Below are 17,361 nucleotides of genomic sequence, written 5' to 3' on the forward strand. Positions count from 1 at the left end.
ATCTAAAAAAATCCATAGCATGTTCAGAAATAATTTAAAGACAGCGTGGCGACGTTTTCTGAGGGACCGGCAATTTACTATCCTTAATTTGATTGGGCTCTCAACGGGCCTGGCCGCTGCGCTATTGATCTGTTTGTGGGTGAGCGATGAGATAAGTGTCAATAAATTTCACAAAAAAGACAGGCAACTATACCAGGTGATAAGTAACCTTAAAACCTCGCAGGGTATTATGACCATGGATATAACGCCGGTCCCGCTGGCGGAATCATTGGTGAAAGAAATGCCCGAAGTGGAATCAGCGGTGTCCGTTAATGATTTTTTTAACTGGCAAAGCAGAGAAGGCATCCTGTCGTCCGGGAACAAGCATATACAGGCGCAGGGATGGAATGCCGGCAAAGATTTTTTTAACGTGTTTTCCTATGATCTTATCCAGGGAAATAGAGACCAGGCATTGGCAGATGAAAATAATATTGTGATATCAGCGACGCTGGCAAAAAAGATATTTAACACTACAGACAACGTTATTGGTAAAACCCTGGAATGGAAATACCCGTTCTTTGATGGCGTATTCCGGGTTTCGGGTATTTTTAAGGACCCACCTGCAAACGCTACAGGCCATTTTGATTTCGTGCTCAACATCGGGGTGTTACTGAAAAATGACCGATCAGCAAAGAACTGGACGAACTGTCTCGCTGAAACGTATTTGATTTTAAGAAAGGGGACAAATGTTGACCGGTTTAATGAAAAGGTCGCCGGTTACTTAAAAACAAAAAATCCCGGATTAGAGGTTTTTTCATTGTTCCTTCAGTTTTGCAGTGACTTTGCATAAAGATATTCAGTCACCCCCTCACATAAAATTAAAATTCGTTTATTAACTTTTGCCTTGCTCATCTGATTGCATCTCTATTAAGAAATCCACATCATTAATAATGGGCGTAGCGCCAAGCCTACCGGTTGCATACCATTTATCGAGCGGTGTTCCGAGACGTAAACCAGTTATATCAGAACACCTGAATAAGTTAGTTGCACCAAATTCATTTTTTTCAGTGAACCATATCTGGTCCCGGCGAAAATTGTCATTAGAAAGTTGTGTTACATCATGTGTCGCAAAAATCAATTGTGCATTTCGTTTGTTAACTAATGGATTATGGAACAGTTGTATAAGGAATTGGGTAATTATTGGGTGAAGGCTTTTTTCAAACTCATCAACAATAAGAACACTTCCTGTTTCCAGCGCCTCGATGATAATACCTCCAATTACAAAAAGGCTTTTAGTACCAGATGATTCTTCGTGTACATCAAATATAACATCTCCAACATGATTCACACCCTCGTATACTGTATGTTTGGTCTTAATATCGTACTTGTAATCCTCCTGAAATCTCTTTTTAACTTCTTCTGACAGACTACCAGGGAACTTAAATCCGCTCCAATCAACTTCTTCCACCGATACCGAAGTAATTCCTGTATCCACAGCACAGATTAAGGCATTAAACCTCTTTGAAAAAACAGATTCCTTGTCCTCTGCAAGACGCCTGGCGTACAATCTGGCATAACTTGATTCATGATAATCCTCCATGAAAGGATAAACCATCATCTTTTGAGTTATAAACCGGTATGGCTCCATCAAAACCTCCACGTTATTCTCCGCCGCTTTAGATAAAAAAAGCTGATTAGGTAATAATAGCTTTTCAAGTGTTTTCTTTGCTCCTTTATAGTAGTCCCCAAACTTCATTTCTTTTTCGGCATATCTCGAATAAAGTAATGTTCTGGTGTTAGTAGGATAATAGTACAGTTCTTCTGTTTCAATTCGTTCCTGGCTGAAGCTTATTGAATAGTCAAACTGGGTCTCATTTGAAATAAAACTAATCTCAAAAAACACGGGAGCTGAAGCAAAACTTTTTTCCAATCTATGTGGCTCATAAAGCTCTACAGCCTGATCCGGTCTAAACCCAGATGAGCGCTCTACTAAAAACTCCAAAACGTTGATCGCCATTAAAAAAACACTTTTCCCCGAGGCGTTTGGCCCATAAACCGCGGACGATCTCAGTAAATGTCTCTTATTAGAAATATCAAAGTAATTAGAGTGAAGCCCTTTTAATCCGGTCTTCAACATATTCAGTTCTACACGCTCACGTATCGACCTGAAATTAGTTACGGCAAATGAAAGTAACATCGATCTGATCTTTTCTTATTTCAAAGATAAGGGTTTTTATTGTGTGTCCGAAATAATATAGTTATTTGCTGTTTTTTGTCAATTAATTAAGTTTAAACGGATTTTTATAGCTGAGAACGGGTTTGATATGCATATAGAATGGCTGGGAATTCTTTTTAATTTACTTCCATATAACCAAACTTTTGTTACTTTTTTAAGATTGGAAATGGTCTCAGGTAAGGTATGTATCTGAGAAAATAATTCCGGGCCTAGTTCTTTCAGGGGTGAGAATTCATCGCTGTTTTCTGCTGCAATCTTGTCTGCATATGAGCATAGTTTTTTCCAGGCGATGGAGTTTTTATCTTGTACATTACCTGATATCAGACTGTTTGCAACAGAATTTTTTAAAGGTAGGTCGGGTTTGTCTCCCAAAGAATTCAGAAAGCATCTTTGAAAGATCCTTAATAATTTATTGTAAATTGAGACAATGTTTGTTAACAATGAGTCTACGGCGAATCCCTTATTTATTGATGAGTTATACTGCATTCCTGCGGATCAGCGTATGTTTGCTCCTTCTTCCATTTATTACTGTCGCACAAACCAGCTTCCATTTATCAACAGATAACGGACTATCAGGCAAATTGCTAACAGTCTTAACACGAGACCATTTAAATAACATGTGGTTTGGCTCTTATAATGGACTTTATAAACACGAAGGCGCTCGTATAAAGTGGTACAACCGTGTGGGCAATGATAGCCTTTCCCTTAGTGGCGGAGAATTACATGCTTTATTTGAAGATAAGGAGGGTAATATGTGGATAGGTACGACCGGAGGCCTTGACAGGATGAATATGCAGAGTGGAATTATACAACATTATGTACTTACCTCATTAAATAATAGCAGCTCGCTGGGTTACATCTATTCAATTTTTGAAGATAAAAAACATTACTTATGGATCTCTACCGATGCAGGCCTGTTCAGAATGGACAAAAATTCGGGCAGGTATCACATTATAGCAGAGAGAAAGGATAATAAGGGAATCCCTTCTCCTATAGCGCAATACCATTGTATGGTAGATACGGATAAAGGATTCTGGCTTAGCACAGCAAGTGGCCTTGTTTATTATGAATACAGTTCAGGGGATTTTTATCATCACTACAATAATCCGGCGAAGGACCCTGTCTTTAACCTTAATTTCTTAACTGGAACAAACACAAGTGATCTGTGTAAAGACTCACAGCAAAACATCTGGTTTGTAGCCAACAGCCATTTGTTGGCAAAATATAATCTTAATACGCACAGGCTTGATACTTTTAAATTTGAACGTCCTAAAGATGCCTGGCCATATTGTTATTCTTTGATTGCGGACTTTAAGGATAATATATGGATAGGTTTCCGTCATGGAGGATTACAAATATTTAATACGGATAACAACACTTTTACAGTCATCCACAAAGAGGATAATAATAAAATATTACATAGTGATTATATTTATTCCCTCTGTGAGGATTACCTGCATAAAATGTGGGTTACAACTGACGAAGGTATTGATATTATCGATTATTATAATGATGCTGTGCAGACCTATAATTTGAGTAATGCTCCGGATTTTACCAGTTTGAAATATGTATCGGGAATGATGTCTTATGATCCATGGAAAAAGAGGGTATACATTCCATTTTCTCAAAAAAGGCAGTTGTTCTGGTTTGATGAAACAACAAAGAAAATTCAATCGCAAAAGCAACTATATACTACTTTATATGTCTGGCCTGTTGAAAATGGCAGATTATTAAAAGGGAAATCCCGTAGCTTTTACGAAACAGGCAACGGGGTATCATATTATCCCAAAGAACTGGCGGACACGCCTTATGAAATTATCTGGGCGGCCAGAGCTCATGGTATATCTTATTTCAAAAAACAGTCTGGCATGCTTTACCGCTATGCACATAATAAGCTGGAAGTTATTCCTTCTGTACAGTTTATGAAACAGGCATGTATTTCAGCAGACAGTCAGTTTCTGTATTTCATAGACCATGCTGAAAACCTTGCCAGGCAAAACATCATAACGGGAATAATAGAACGTTTTGATTTGCAGAGTCAGTCAAAGGCACTACATTTTTCTTTTTCAGATCCCCGGGATATTATTGATGATGGGAAAGGCAGTATCTGGGTAACAAGTCAGAATGGATTGCTTAAATATAATCCCCGGGACAGATCGCTGGAAGTATTTACAACAGCACATGGGCTTTCGCATAGTTTTACTTTTGCATTACTGATTGATAATGCTAAACGTTTATGGGTGTGTTCACTGGGTGGAGTAGATTGGTACGACAGTCTTCACCGTACTTTTCATAATGTGATCAGTAATCCCAATAGTACTTATATGGATGCTTTTTGCAGTGGTATCAGGGGAAAGGATGGCAGTCTGTATTTTCAGGCGGGTAATAAATTGTACCATATTGTTCCGGAAGAGTATTTTAAATATCACGCCATACAACCTGTATTGCGATTAAATAAAGCATTGGTTGATGAAGATAGGCGCCTGACGATAGAATATAGTTTACTGGATTTCGAACGCCCTGAGAAAGTGCATTATTACTACCGTCTTGACGGTGTTGATCATAATTGGATTGATAATGGTAACCACCCGGACGTATTTTATAATAACCTGCGTCCGGGCAACTATACCCTCAATGTGCATGCAGTAACTGAGGGCGGACTGTCGGATATTAAAGACCTTACTTTTGATATCCGCATAACGCCTGCCTTCTGGCAAACAAACTTATTCGAGGTCATCGTCATCTTACTGATTATGTCTCTGATCTTTTTTCTATGCTGGTGGTGGGTGTTTACCATTAAAAGGAAGGCAGATCTCCAGCAGCAAATGAGTGAGCTGGAAGCACGTGCAATAAGGGCACAGATGCACCCTCACTTTATTTTCAATAGCCTTAATGCTATCCAGGAACTGATTGTATTGGAAGATATGCCCTCGGCATATCTGTATCTTTCAAAATTTTCAAAGTTGCTGCGGATGGTATTACATCATTCAGAGCATAATCTCATTTCGTTGAATGATGAGATTGAAATGAACCGTCTTTATCTTGATCTGGAAGCATTGCGATTTAAAAAATCCTTTCAGTATACCATCACAGTCTCAGAAAGAATTGACGACCATGCAACAATTGTACCTTCTCTGCTATTACAACCATTTATTGAAAATGCCATCTGGCATGGGCTCATGTCTAAACACGGGGATAAGAAGCTCACCATTAATTTTACAGAGAATAATGAAACCCTTATTTGTGAAATCACAGATAACGGTATTGGTAGAGAAGCAGCCGGAAATATAAAAGCCCGAAAAATAGGGAACCACAATTTTGACAGCAAGGGCATGCTGCTGGGGAAGCAAAGGATCAATCTGATGAATGCCTGCCAGGGATGGACATCCAGCGTTGATATCATTGATTTAAAAGATGTAAATGGATTGGCTACGGGAACAACTATCAGAATAATATTACAGCAACCAGTATAAAGAAAACTCTTATGATCAGAATATTAATTATAGACGATGAACCCGCAGCTTCCAATATACTAACATTGTTGCTGGACAAACATGTACCTGTTACGAAAGAAGTAGCAATGTGTAATGACCCTGAACTGGCAGTAGCCATGATCGCCGACTTTCATCCTACATTACTGATGCTGGATGTACAGATGCCTGGAATGAACGGATTTGATTTGCTGAATAGTATAGGCAGCTGGGATTTTGACCTGATATTTACGACTGCCTTTGATCAATATGCTATCAAAGCCATTCGCTTCAGTGCACTTGATTATCTGCTAAAACCAATTGACATTCTTGATCTGCAGAATGCGATAAACAGGCATATCGTTAGAAAATCACAGATCTTTCAACAACCACAGCTGGTCACCAATCTGCTACAGAATTTAAAAACAGACAATGCTTCATTTAAATTAACACTATCAACTGCTGAAGGAGTATTCCAGTTTGAGCCTAAAGACATTATACGGGTGGAAGGAATGAATAATTACAGCAAATTCTTATTTAATAACCATGCCCCGGTTATTGTTTCCCGAACGATCAAAGAATACGAAGAGCTATTGGCAGAGTATGGCTTTTTACGGGTGCACAAGTCGCACCTTGTAAACAGGATTTATATCCGGCATATCGACAAAGAGCACCTGTTATGGCTGCAGGATGGTCATAGTGTGGTGATATCCCGTAGAAAGAAAGAAGAGATTGTACAGGCGCTAAGGGGGTAAAAAGAAAGGCTCATTAGCGGATTAGGCTAATGAGCCTGTATAATCAGGGTTAAATCGTATCCCAGTTCTTATGAATCTCTTCCAGCTTTTCCAGTAATTCAAACTCCGCAGTACCGGCATTGCTACCTTGGGGTCCGCAATTCATCATAACGGCAACGCCTCTTCCTGCGTTAGCATAAATACGTATAGCGGCTAAACTGGAACTGGTTGCACCAGTATGCCAGAATTGATCACCACTTACAGCTAGTCCTCCTTTTGCTGCAGTCGTAACGGTCTGATGGTATTGCTGTACATCAAAGATCTGTGAATAATCAATTGCCGGTAAGTTATAGCGTATATACTGTGCAATACCTCCTACGGTACAATGTATGCCACCAGTTGGGAATTTACTGCTGAAAGGCATCAGAGATGTATCCATACTTGTATTTGGAACAAATTTATTCGTGTTGCTGTTAAAGCTGTGGAACTGTGCCCCATTGGTCAGATTCCCGAATTTTATATTAAACAGTCCCTGTAAGGGGCCGGCCAGCACTTCATCCATAAGTTGTTCCCATACCTTCCCTGTTTTACGTTCGGCCATAGCTGTACAGATAGTTACAGTAGCACCATAACCGCTGGAAGCCTGGTTTTGATAGCCCATGTTCTGTGCACTGTTGTACAGGTATTTTTTCTTTTTCATACTTAATACGGTAAACAAATACCGCTGATATAATAGTGATGCATTCGTCATCCATTCAGGGTCTCTGCTATTACCCCCAGCTGTAAGACCCTGGTCCTGCGGAAAACGGAAAGGGTCGGTGTCTCTGTTTTGTGCATCGGGATTTGTAGCGACATTATAATCCGGATAGAACTGTGCGCCGTTCATGCCGGAAACATGCGCCATTAGTTCGTAGACTTTTACCTTCAGGAATAAATCATTCATCCCATGTTTATCCCGGAAGACTTTCGATTTGAATTCCGGAAATACTTCTTCTATGGTCGTATCCCAGGTTAAAATTCCTTTTTTGATCAGACAGGCTAACAAAAATCCCGTAATAGGTTTTGAGATGGAGCCTACATTGAAGTAGTCGGATGCTGTCATCTGGTTGCCTGCTGCTGTTTCACTCAGGTTACTGTTCTTTACTCCCTGTATGGTATTCATAGTAGTAGCACCATTATCACGTACAATTACACCTGCAATATTCGGGATACCATATTTAATTCGGATGGCCTTAGCTGTATCGTTTAACAGCGTTTGTATTTTAGCGATGTTTGCCATAGTTATAAGTCGTTTACATTGTTAAATTGTTTGTCATTAATTTTCCTCCATGCGATATCCCAGGTGGCACCAAAATCGTTTGATCTTGCCTGCCATATGCGGTTATCATTTCCTTCTCCGAATACATGGATTATTTTTCCATCCCAGGAACAACTGACTGATGGCATAGAGGTAAAGATCCCTTCTCCTATAGGTTTCCATGCCATGTCCCATTTTTGCACACCATTGGTAGCATACGCCCACCAGATCCTGTTGTCTTTTCCTTTACCAAATGCATAAATCCGTTTTCCATCTGCAGAACATACTGCAGCAGGCGCAGAAGTAAACAGGGCTTCTCCGATAGGAGACCATGCCATGTCCCAGGAAGATGCGCCATTTGTAGAATAAGCCCACCAGATCCTATCATCTTTCCCTTTGCCAAAAACGGCTACCAGTTTTCCGTCGGTAGAACAGGTAGCGGCAGGAGAGGAGGTAAACGTACCTGTACCAATGGCTTGCCATGCCATGTGCCAGGATTGTCCGCCATTTACAGATGATGCCCACCAGATCCTATTATCCTTTCCTTGCCCGAAGACCAATACTCTCACACCGTCATAACTGGTATGTATTGTATTTTTGCTCTGCCAGCCTGAAACTGAATTCCCATAGCTGCATATAGCAGGCTTTCCATAGAAGGTACCTGCTCCGATAACAGCCCATGGTGTAGTTTTAAATTCGTAGTATTCCTCTAGTCTGCCAAACCAGAAATGGTCGTCGTTGCGGCGGCCAACCACAAAAGTGTCCAGACTATCGCCTGTTATGGCAGCAGCCACCGACGAAGAAAAAGTAGCAGTCTGATTAGGGACCCAGTTATTCACCCAGGTACTGCCATTGTCATAAGAAACAATCCGTTCTATTTGCAGAATATCAATATTTGCGGCACCCAGATTTGCTACAGCAAATACTTCCAGTCTTTTTTCCAATGCGAAAACCGAAGTTGTCATTTTGATCTTTTTGGGGATTATAAATACGTGTTACGATGCCGAAATTACAATAGAGGAGTAGGGTGTGTAGAAGCCAAAGAGGGAACGGTATATTCTAGTTAGGTAACGGTGATTCAGATAAATCTGAAAAAATATTTATATTACTTTTGATGCTACAAAATTGTACAACAACAAATGTTGGCAGAAATCAGGCAGTTCTTTTATCCATAGGGAAGGGTAAAAAAAAAGGCCGTCTTTAAGACAGCCTCTATATAGTTTAGAATTTATTCTTCCACATCATACTTTCGACGGGCTTCACCGTCCTTCCGTTGTATTTTGCGTTCCCTTTCTGATTATACATGGTCTCCACTTCACCTTCCACCACAAAATAAATCAGCTGTCCTATAGGCATTCCTGCATATATTCTTACAGGTTGCGCACAGGAAATCTCCAGTGTCCAGGTATTGCAGAAGCCAACGTCGCCTTTACCCGCTGTTGCATGGATATCAATGCCAAGACGGCCGGTGCTGGATTTCCCTTCCAGGAAAGGCACATGTGCATGGGTTTCTGTGTACTCCTCGGTTACACCAAGATAAAGTGTGCCGGGATGGAGAACATAACCCTCTGCAGGGATCTCAAAATGTTCGATCTGATTGTGTTCACGCGCATCCAGAATCCTGTCTTTATAGGTAGCCAGGTATTTTCCAAGATGTACGTCGTAAGAATTGGTGCCGAGGTACTTCCGGTCGTAAGGAGCGATAACAATCGTTCCCTTGTCAATTTCCTCTAATATCCGTTTGTCTGACAGGATCATATTAGTCGTTAATAGTTATTACGCATTAGCATTGGGTAGTCTCCTGCTTTTTGCTTTAATTTGGCAAGATATGCCATTAATACGTACCATACAAATGAATCCCGGCAGCCGGTTGGGGGTGTGGAAGATAACCGAAGAGGAGGATTTTTTTGCGGGGAAGGTCAATATTTCCACCGCTATCCATCATCCGCACAAGCGCCTGCAGCATTTTGCGGGCCGGTATCTGCTGACGGAGCTATTCCCGGATTTCCCGATAAGGGATATCCGCATCATGGAAAGCCGTAAACCCTATGTCCATGGGAACGACTACCATTTTTCTATTTCCCATTGCGGGGATTATGTGGCCGCGATCGTAAGCAAAGAAGAGGCTGTAGGGATTGATATTGAAGAGATAACGAATAAAATTGAGAAAGTCTCCCACAAATTCCTGTCAGTAACAGAACAGGCGTTTATAGACCCCGGGAACGCATTGGCACAAAAAACCATCTGCTGGAGCGCCAAAGAAGCCGTATTCAAATGGTATGGCCTGGGAAGTGTTGATTTTAAGGAGAATATGACAATAGAACCCTTTACCTTTCAGCCTAAAGGCTTTCTTACCTGTAATTTTAACAAAGCAGATAAAAATGCCCGGCTATATTTGCAATATTTGCTGGATAACGAATTGTGTTTAACTTGGACAGCTTAATCATCCATTTTTAAATCAGATACTTTGAAAATCTTTCTACTTGGTTTCATGGGCGCCGGCAAGTCTTACTGGGGAAAACAACTGGCAGAACACCTCGAATTGCCTTTTTACGATCTCGATGACGTGATCGTAGAGGCCGAATCTATGTCTATCAGCGATATCTTCGCCAATAAAGGAGAAGATTATTTCCGTGCAAAAGAAGGTTTCTGGTTGAGAGAACTCTCTGAATCAGAGAATTTTGTTATTTCCTGTGGGGGGGGAGTACCCTGTTTCCAGGACAACATGGATATCATGAATGAAAGAGGTACTACCATCTGGCTCAACCCCGAATTGCCGGTAATCGTAGAAAGACTCAAACGTAAAAAATCCAAACGTCCCCTCATCCAGGACTTACCTGACGAGGAATTGCTCGCGTTCGTAGAAAAGAAACTGGCAGAAAGGGAATCATTTTACCGGCAGGCACAGATAACTATCGCAGAATCAGATAGCATTACCTTAGACACGTTCACTCAAAGACTCAATAACAATGCATAAAGGATTTCTGGTATGGGCTTCCGCTTTAGGCGGACTGGCAGTTGCACTTGGCGCTTTCGGCGCTCATAAACTTAAAGAACTCGTGCCACCGGAAACGGTCAGTACTTTTCAGACAGGCGTCACTTACCAGTTCTACCATGTATTCGCCCTGCTCGCTATCGCTATGTTATATGCGCAGTTCCCCGGTTCTTTGTTGCAATGGGCCGGCCGCTGCTTTATCATAGGTGTTATATTATTCTCCGGCTCCCTGTATGCGCTTACTTTGCTGAAAATGACCGGCAATGTTGGTTTAAAAGGAGTAGGGATCGTCACTCCCATCGGAGGACTGTTCTTCATCGCAGGCTGGGTCTGCCTGCTGCTGTCCGTATTAAAGAAAGGGTAAAATTATGTTTAAATATATTGTCATGACCTGCCTGGGTATCGCCCTGGCCGGCACTTCATTTTCTCAGTCACTCCACGATGCAAGTGGCAACTGGTACGGGTTTTTCAGAACACCTCAGGGGAATAAACAACGCCTGCAGGTAACCTTTACTTACCAGGATAATGTAATTAAAGGTCAGATGAAAAGTCCGGATGTTACCCAGGACGTTATCAACATAGATGAGGTATTTGCTACAGATGATAGCTTAAAGTTCTCTATCAAAAAGATTGGTCTTGTTTATTTCGGTGGCTGGAATTCCAGGAACGGCCGGTATGAGGGGTATTTCGAACAACTCGGTAACCGTGCGGAACTCAACTTCTCGCGTCGTGAAACAGAACCGGCTGAACACTCCCAGGAACCAAAACCACCCTTTGCATACGATGTTGAAGAAGTGAAATTCGTTAATGCAAAGGATAAAGTACTGCTCACCGGAACCTTCACCAAACCCGGTATAAAAGGCACTTTTCCCGCTATCATCATGATTTCAGGAGAAGGACGGCAGGATAGGGACGGGGAACACCTCGGACATAAACCATTCGCCGTTATAGCTGATTATTTCGCTAAACATGGCATGGCCGTACTTCGTTTTGATGACCGCGGTACCGGCACCAGCACCGGTAACTATGACTCTTCCGATATTTATAACTTTGCAGAAGATGTACGCGCTGCCGTTAGCTTTTTACGCCAGCGTAAAGATGTAGACAGCAATGCGATCGGTATGCTGGGCTATAGCCTTGGTGGCGCCGTAGGACAGATAGTTGCTTCCTCGGACAACAAAATCGCTTTCCTGATGACGATGGCCGCACCCGGAGTCGACGGCCGTACAGAAAAGGCCGGCAATAACAAAGCCTTCAAAGACTACCTGGATGTCCTCGTTGCTGAAAAAGACACCGTAATACGTAAAAAGAAAGCATTCGCCAGCCTTACTACTGTTTATAAGCAAATGGCCGATACAAATACCATACAGGACTGGATGCTGGAAACCAGCTATAAAGCAGATACCCGTCCTGAGGTTTTAAGCTCGCTGGCGTATGATCCGGCTCCCTATCTGGCAAAAATTAAATGCCCGGTACTGGCTATGAACGGGGAAAAGGATGTGGAAGTAAATGCCGCCCAAAACCTGAAAGGCATAGAAGCCGGTATGCTAAAAGGTGGAAATCAAACAATTACGCTACGTACTTTCCGGGGGCTCAACCACCAGTTTCAACGTTGTAATTCCTGCACGATAGAAGAATATGGAACCCTGGACGAAACAATAAATCCTGCGGTATTACAGTTTATGGTCAGGTGGATACAATTATTATATTAAAGTCAGCCAGGCCTGTTCGCAGATAGATACATTTATTATATTAATGTATGATAAACAATCCGAAAGGCGCCAGACGGGGCCTCGTGTTTGTAGCAACACCAAAATAAATTCTTAATATGTCAGCCGGCAGCCTTAATTTTGGAGCGCTATAATTATGTCTAGGAATAAACTGAAAACTGAGAAACCGGAAAGCAAGAAACCTCGTGGTAATGACCCCAATGTACTGAAACAGGAGAAGGAAGCTGAGGTGAAAGTAAAAGAGCTGGTAAAAGATGAGCGCACTCACAAAGTAATGGGTGTGATACTACTGTTATTATCACTCTACTGCTTTATTGCCTTCACATCCTATCTGTTCACCTGGGAAGATGATCAGGATAAAGTTTTCCGTTATGCTGCCAGCGTTTTGTTCATGGATGATCTGAAAGTGGAAAATCTGCTGGGCCGCCTGGGAGCCTTTGTGTCTCACTGGTTCATTTATGGCGGATTCGGTGTTGCCTCCTATCTCTTCTGTTACCTCTTTTTTATACTCGGAATGAATTTTATTGTTGGCCGTCGCGTATTCCGCATCTGGCGTAACATAAAATATATCATGTTTGGCCTGTTGTTCATCAGCACGGCCGCTGCTTTCGTTACCGGTATGGCCGGCTTCCCCTGGGGAGGTGCACTCGGCGATGCGGTAAGTAAGTGGATCACAGGGTTCCTGGGTAAAGCCGGAGCCGCATTATTATTGCTGGTAGCAGGCTTCGCCTGGATCATCTGGAAATATAACCTCGATTTCAAATGGCTGATGGAACGTAAACCTAAAAAAGTAGCCATTGAGGAAGAAGAGGAGGAGGAAGAAATTCCGGTAGTCTCTGATAACAAACGCAGAAACGGATTGAAAGGCAATGGGGTAGTCGTTATTCCGCCAACTGATGAAACAGGGGAAGACGAATTGCCGGAAATGCAGCTCGTCGTAAAAAATATCACTGTCATTCCGCCAGCATCTGTCATAGAAGAGGAAGAAGAAGAGGAGGAGGAAGCCGGTCCATTATTATATATAGAAGAAACCGTAGAACAAACATCATCCCGCAGAAGGAATAACCAGCCCAATGAAGTGGTCTTTGAATTAAAACCACCTGTAGAAGAAGCTGAAGATGACCTTGCGCCGGATGAACAACCTGCTACAGGGCCATTACAACTGGACCCCTACGATCCTATCCTCGATCTGAGAGATTATAAATATCCCGTTCTTGAACTGCTGGACAACCATGGTACAGAAAAGATCGTACAGGATACCTCTGAACTGGACAGGAACAAGAACCAGATTATAGACACACTGAAGAACTACGATATCTCTATCCAGAAAATAAGTGCGACGGTAGGTCCTACCGTTACACTTTACGAGATAGTGCCCGCCGCCGGTGTGCGTATCTCGAAGATTAAGAACCTGGAAGATGATATAGCCCTCAGCCTGTCGGCTTTAGGTATCCGTATTATCGCGCCTATTCCCGGTAAAGGCACTATTGGTATAGAGGTGCCTAACGTAAAGAAGAGTATCGTGTCATTAAGAAACCTGCTGGCTTCTGAAAAGTTCCAGCAGAGTACGATGGACTTACCAATAGCTATCGGGAAAAAGATTGATAACGAGAACTTTATCGCAGATCTTGCCAAAATGCCACACTTGCTGATGGCAGGAGCGACAGGACAAGGTAAATCTGTGGGTATCAACACCTTATTAGTATCATTATTATATAAGAAGCACCCTTCTCAACTCAAATTTGTACTGATAGACCCCAAAAAAGTGGAGTTATCATTGTATAAACTGATAGAGAAACACTTCCTGGCTAAACTACCCGGAGAAGAAGATGCCATTATTACAGACATTAAAAAGGTGATTCACACCCTCAATGCCCTCTGTATAGAGATGGATATCCGTTACGACCTGCTGAAGGAAGCCGGCTCCCGTAATATCCGGGAATACAACGCGAAGTTCACCCAGCGTCGCCTGAATCCTGAAAAAGGACACCGTTACCTGCCGTTTATCGTACTCGTAATAGATGAGTTTGCGGATCTGATCATGACAGCCGGTAAAGAAGTGGAAATGCCTATTGCCCGCCTGGCCCAGTTGGCACGTGCCATTGGTATCCATCTTATTATCGCCACTCAGCGTCCGTCTGTAAATATCATCACAGGTACTATCAAGGCCAACTTCCCGGCCCGTATAGCATTCAAGGTATCTTCCAAGATAGATTCCCGTACCATTCTGGATATCGGCGGTGCTGAACAACTGATAGGACAGGGGGATATGCTGGTGTCCTTCAACAGCGAACTGGTACGTTTACAGTGCGCATTCGTAGATACGCCGGAAGTGGAAAGAGTAGCGGAATTCATTGGTAAACAGCGCGGTTATCCGGAAGCCTTCCTGCTGCCGGAATATGTGGACGATAAGGATATGGAAGGGAAGGAGATCAGCCTGCAGGACAGGGACACCCTCTTTGAAGAGGCTGCCCGTATCATCGTGCAGAACCAGCAGGGATCTACTTCACTCTTACAGCGCCGTATGAAACTGGGCTATAACCGTGCAGGCCGCCTGATGGACCAGCTGGAAGCAGCAGGTATCGTAGGGCCTAACATGGGTAGCAAAGCCAGGGACGTACACGTGAAATCTGAGTCCGAACTCGAAGAAATACTCGATAGCCTCGGCTAATTGGCTTTATATTAACATTGCAAAAAGGTATCGGCATAACATTTGTCTTAAAACAACTAGTAAACTAAAACTTACAAAACGATGAAGAAAATTATATTAATGGCCATATTGACTGGAAGTGTAGTAACGAACGGCGTGGCGCAGGCTAGAGGTTCTTTAGGAGTGAATGATCCTAAGGCAAAGTCAATCCTGGATAATGTGAGCAAGAAATTTTCAACGTTAAAGTCTGTTGTAGCCAACTTCGTTTTAAAGGTTGAAGGGGCTAATAACAGTGTTACTGACTCAAAGAAAGGGACTGTATACCTGAAAGGCGCTAAATATAAAGTAAACCTGGACGGACAGGAAATCATCAGCGATAACAAAACGTCCTGGACATACGCAAAGGATGCTAATGAAGTAACAATCAATAATGTAGATCAGAATAGCACTGCTTTGACGCCTGCTAAACTGTTCACCAACTTCTACGATAAAGATTATCTGTACCGCCTCGATGGCGAATCCAATGAGAAAGGTAAAATACTGGAGAACATCGAAATGACGCCTACAGACAAATCCAAGAACATTTTCAAGGTAATTGTATCTGTAGATAAGAAAAATCAGAGCATTTCCCGTATGAAAGTGTACGAAAAGAACGGTAATCACTACACTTACGAGATTACCAGCTTTACGCCAAATACTAACCTGACAGACGCTACCTTTGTCTTTGATGCTAAAAAGTATCCTGGCGTGGAAGTAGTAGACCTCAGATAAAAAATATTAATAAGATATAAGATAAGCCCGCCCGTTTGGATGGGCTTTTTTTATTTACTACCTTTGGCAAGTTTAAATTAAAATTAAGCAATATGGCATACGACGTAATCGTAATTGGCAGCGGCCCTGGTGGATATGTGGCTGCTATCCGTGCTTCTCAGCTGGGATTTAAGACGGCAATAGTAGAAAGGGAGAGCCTGGGCGGTATTTGTTTGAACTGGGGTTGTATTCCCACAAAGGCATTATTGAAGTCTGCGCAGGTATTGGAATATATACAACATGCCAAAACTTATGGTATTAATGTTGGCGAAGGTAGCGCCGATTTTGATGCGGTTATTAAGCGTAGCCGGGGTGTTGCAGATAAGATGAGCAAGGGTGTTCAGTTCCTGATGAAGAAAAACAAAATTGATGTACTGCTTGGTTCCGGTAAGGTAAAATCCAAAGGACAGATAGAAGTAACTGATAAGGATGGTAAGGTAGCTTTACATGAAGCTAAATTCATTATCCTGGCTACTGGTGCCCGTGCCCGTGAACTGCCTAACCTGAAAATAGACGGTAAAAAGGTAATTGGCTATCGCGAGGCAATGGTATTGCCTAAGCAGCCTAAATCCATGATCGTTGTAGGCTCCGGTGCAATTGGCGTTGAATTCGCGTACTTCTATGCTACCCTGGGTACTAAAGTAACGATCGTTGAGTTCCTCCCACGCATTGTTCCTGTTGAAGATGAGGATATCTCCAAAGAACTGGAAAAGATCTACAAGAAGAAAGGCATTGAAATAATGGTCAATTCTTCTGTAGAAAGCGTAGAAGCTAGTGGCGAAGGCGTTAAAGCAAAAGTAAAAACAGCTACCGGTGAAATCACCCTGGAAGCAGATGTTGTACTGAGCGCTGTTGGTATCGCTGCTAACATAGAAAACCTGGGCCTCGAAGCACTAGGTATCAAAACTGATAAAGGAAAGGTATTGGTAGATAAATACTACCAGACTAATGTACCTGGTATATATGCTATCGGTGACATGGTCCCTGGCCAGGCACTGGCACACGTTGCCTCTAAAGAAGGTATCGTTTGCGTAGAAGCAATCGCATATAACGAAAAGAAATACGCACACAAGCCAGAACCAATTGACTACATGAACATCCCGGGTTGTACTTACTGTGCGCCTGAAATTGCTTCTGTAGGTTATACCGAGAAGGCTGCTAAAGAAGCTGGCTATGAAGTGAAAGTGGGTAAGTTCCCATTCACTGCTTCCGGAAAAGCATCTGCGGCAGGTGCAACCGAAGGCTTCATCAAAGTGATCTTCGACGCAAAATACGGCGAGTGGTTAGGTACACACATGATAGGTGCCAACGTAACGGAAATCATTGCTCAGACAGTGACTGCCCGCAAACTGGAAACTACTTATCAGGAAGTACTGGACTCCATCCATCCGCACCCAACCATGAGCGAATCTGTAAAAGACGCGATCGAGGTTGCTTACGGAGAAGCTATCCACCTTTAA

General features: G+C 42.4%; 15 protein-coding genes. 10 read left to right on the forward strand and 5 right to left on the reverse strand.

The window, feature by feature from the left end:
• Positions 1-19: 19 nt before the first annotated feature.
• A complete protein-coding gene (locus GO495_RS04920; RefSeq protein ID WP_157298559.1) occupies positions 20-829 on the forward strand; it encodes an ABC transporter permease in 810 nt (269 codons plus the stop codon).
• 42 nt (positions 830-871) lie between these two features.
• On the opposite strand, the gene GO495_RS04925 is transcribed toward GO495_RS04920, so the two are convergent.
• Together GO495_RS04925 and GO495_RS31960 are read right to left on the reverse strand one after the other, a co-directional pair.
• Complete coding sequence (locus tag GO495_RS04925) at positions 872-2,176, reverse strand: AAA family ATPase (protein ID WP_157298560.1); 1,305 nt, start codon at positions 2,174-2,176, stop codon at positions 872-874.
• Positions 2,177-2,254: 78 nt separating this feature from the next.
• On the reverse strand, positions 2,255-2,587 hold the full coding sequence (locus tag GO495_RS31960) for a hypothetical protein (protein ID WP_170302631.1): 333 nt from the start codon (positions 2,585-2,587) through the stop codon (positions 2,255-2,257).
• Between the two features lie 68 nt (positions 2,588-2,655).
• On the opposite strand from GO495_RS31960, the gene GO495_RS04930 reads away from it, so the two are divergent.
• Complete coding sequence (locus tag GO495_RS04930) at positions 2,656-5,688, forward strand: ligand-binding sensor domain-containing protein (RefSeq protein ID WP_170302632.1); 3,033 nt, start codon at positions 2,656-2,658, stop codon at positions 5,686-5,688.
• A gap of 11 nt (positions 5,689-5,699) precedes the next feature.
• Complete coding sequence (locus tag GO495_RS04935; protein ID WP_157298562.1) at positions 5,700-6,440, forward strand: LytR/AlgR family response regulator transcription factor; 741 nt, start codon at positions 5,700-5,702, stop codon at positions 6,438-6,440.
• Between the two features lie 49 nt (positions 6,441-6,489).
• Here GO495_RS04935 and GO495_RS04940 read toward each other — a convergent pair whose 3' ends face one another.
• From GO495_RS04940 to dcd, 3 genes are all read right to left on the reverse strand, one after another.
• Positions 6,490-7,698: a serine hydrolase domain-containing protein gene (locus tag GO495_RS04940; protein ID WP_157298563.1), complete on the reverse strand. Its 1,209-nt coding sequence runs from the start codon at positions 7,696-7,698 to the stop codon at positions 6,490-6,492.
• A gap of 2 nt (positions 7,699-7,700) precedes the next feature.
• Positions 7,701-8,681, reverse strand: coding sequence for a PLL family lectin (locus GO495_RS04945; protein WP_157298564.1), 981 nt, complete (start codon positions 8,679-8,681; stop codon positions 7,701-7,703).
• A 256-nt stretch (positions 8,682-8,937) separates the two neighbouring features.
• Positions 8,938-9,474 (reverse strand): dCTP deaminase, encoded by a 537-nt coding sequence (gene dcd / locus GO495_RS04950; protein WP_157298565.1) that lies wholly within the window; start codon positions 9,472-9,474, stop codon positions 8,938-8,940.
• Between the two features lie 70 nt (positions 9,475-9,544).
• Here dcd and GO495_RS04955 point away from each other — a divergent pair, with 70 nt between their 5' ends.
• The 7 genes from GO495_RS04955 (at position 9,545) to lpdA (ending at position 17,361) form a co-directional block, all read left to right on the forward strand.
• Positions 9,545-10,159, forward strand: coding sequence for a 4'-phosphopantetheinyl transferase family protein (locus tag GO495_RS04955; RefSeq protein WP_157298566.1), 615 nt, complete (start codon positions 9,545-9,547; stop codon positions 10,157-10,159).
• A 24-nt stretch (positions 10,160-10,183) separates the two neighbouring features.
• Positions 10,184-10,693, forward strand: coding sequence for a shikimate kinase (locus GO495_RS04960; RefSeq protein ID WP_157298567.1), 510 nt, complete (start codon positions 10,184-10,186; stop codon positions 10,691-10,693).
• Positions 10,686-11,075: a DUF423 domain-containing protein gene (locus tag GO495_RS04965; protein ID WP_157298568.1), complete on the forward strand. Its 390-nt coding sequence runs from the start codon at positions 10,686-10,688 to the stop codon at positions 11,073-11,075. Before GO495_RS04960 ends, GO495_RS04965 begins: the two co-directional genes overlap by 8 nt.
• A gap of 4 nt (positions 11,076-11,079) precedes the next feature.
• Complete coding sequence (locus GO495_RS04970; protein WP_157298569.1) at positions 11,080-12,423, forward strand: alpha/beta hydrolase family protein; 1,344 nt, start codon at positions 11,080-11,082, stop codon at positions 12,421-12,423.
• A 154-nt stretch (positions 12,424-12,577) separates the two neighbouring features.
• The gene (locus tag GO495_RS04975; RefSeq protein ID WP_157298570.1) at positions 12,578-15,112 is read left to right on the forward strand and encodes an FtsK/SpoIIIE family DNA translocase; all 2,535 of its coding nucleotides are present in this window, start codon (positions 12,578-12,580) and stop codon (positions 15,110-15,112) included.
• An 81-nt stretch (positions 15,113-15,193) separates the two neighbouring features.
• Positions 15,194-15,862, forward strand: a complete 669-nt coding sequence (gene lolA1, locus GO495_RS04980; RefSeq protein WP_157298571.1) for an outer membrane lipoprotein periplasmic chaperone LolA1 — start codon at positions 15,194-15,196, stop codon at positions 15,860-15,862.
• A 92-nt stretch (positions 15,863-15,954) separates the two neighbouring features.
• The gene (lpdA, locus tag GO495_RS04985; protein WP_157298572.1) at positions 15,955-17,361 is read left to right on the forward strand and encodes a dihydrolipoyl dehydrogenase; all 1,407 of its coding nucleotides are present in this window, start codon (positions 15,955-15,957) and stop codon (positions 17,359-17,361) included.

The sequence above is a fragment of the Chitinophaga oryziterrae genome, from assembly GCF_009758125.1.
Taxonomy (GTDB): Bacteria; Bacteroidota; Bacteroidia; order Chitinophagales; family Chitinophagaceae; genus Chitinophaga; species Chitinophaga oryziterrae.

Bases quoted from the DNA above. Each gene is read 5' to 3' on its own strand.
- GO495_RS04920 (WP_157298559.1), top strand. From the start codon at position 20: ATGTTCAGAAATAATTTAAAGACAGCGTGGCGACGTTTTCTGAGGGAC.
- GO495_RS04925 (WP_157298560.1), bottom strand. From the start codon at position 2,176: ATGTTACTTTCATTTGCCGTAACTAATTTCAGGTCGATACGTGAGCGT.
- GO495_RS04930 (WP_170302632.1), top strand. From the start codon at position 2,656: ATGAGTCTACGGCGAATCCCTTATTTATTGATGAGTTATACTGCATTC.
- GO495_RS04935 (WP_157298562.1), top strand. From the start codon at position 5,700: ATGATCAGAATATTAATTATAGACGATGAACCCGCAGCTTCCAATATA.
- GO495_RS04940 (WP_157298563.1), bottom strand. From the start codon at position 7,698: ATGGCAAACATCGCTAAAATACAAACGCTGTTAAACGATACAGCTAAG.
- GO495_RS04945 (WP_157298564.1), bottom strand. From the start codon at position 8,681: ATGACAACTTCGGTTTTCGCATTGGAAAAAAGACTGGAAGTATTTGCT.
- dcd (WP_157298565.1), bottom strand. From the start codon at position 9,474: ATGATCCTGTCAGACAAACGGATATTAGAGGAAATTGACAAGGGAACG.
- GO495_RS04955 (WP_157298566.1), top strand. From the start codon at position 9,545: ATGCCATTAATACGTACCATACAAATGAATCCCGGCAGCCGGTTGGGG.
- GO495_RS04965 (WP_157298568.1), top strand. From the start codon at position 10,686: ATGCATAAAGGATTTCTGGTATGGGCTTCCGCTTTAGGCGGACTGGCA.
- GO495_RS04970 (WP_157298569.1), top strand. From the start codon at position 11,080: ATGTTTAAATATATTGTCATGACCTGCCTGGGTATCGCCCTGGCCGGC.
- GO495_RS04975 (WP_157298570.1), top strand. From the start codon at position 12,578: ATGTCTAGGAATAAACTGAAAACTGAGAAACCGGAAAGCAAGAAACCT.
- lolA1 (WP_157298571.1), top strand. From the start codon at position 15,194: ATGAAGAAAATTATATTAATGGCCATATTGACTGGAAGTGTAGTAACG.
- lpdA (WP_157298572.1), top strand. From the start codon at position 15,955: ATGGCATACGACGTAATCGTAATTGGCAGCGGCCCTGGTGGATATGTG.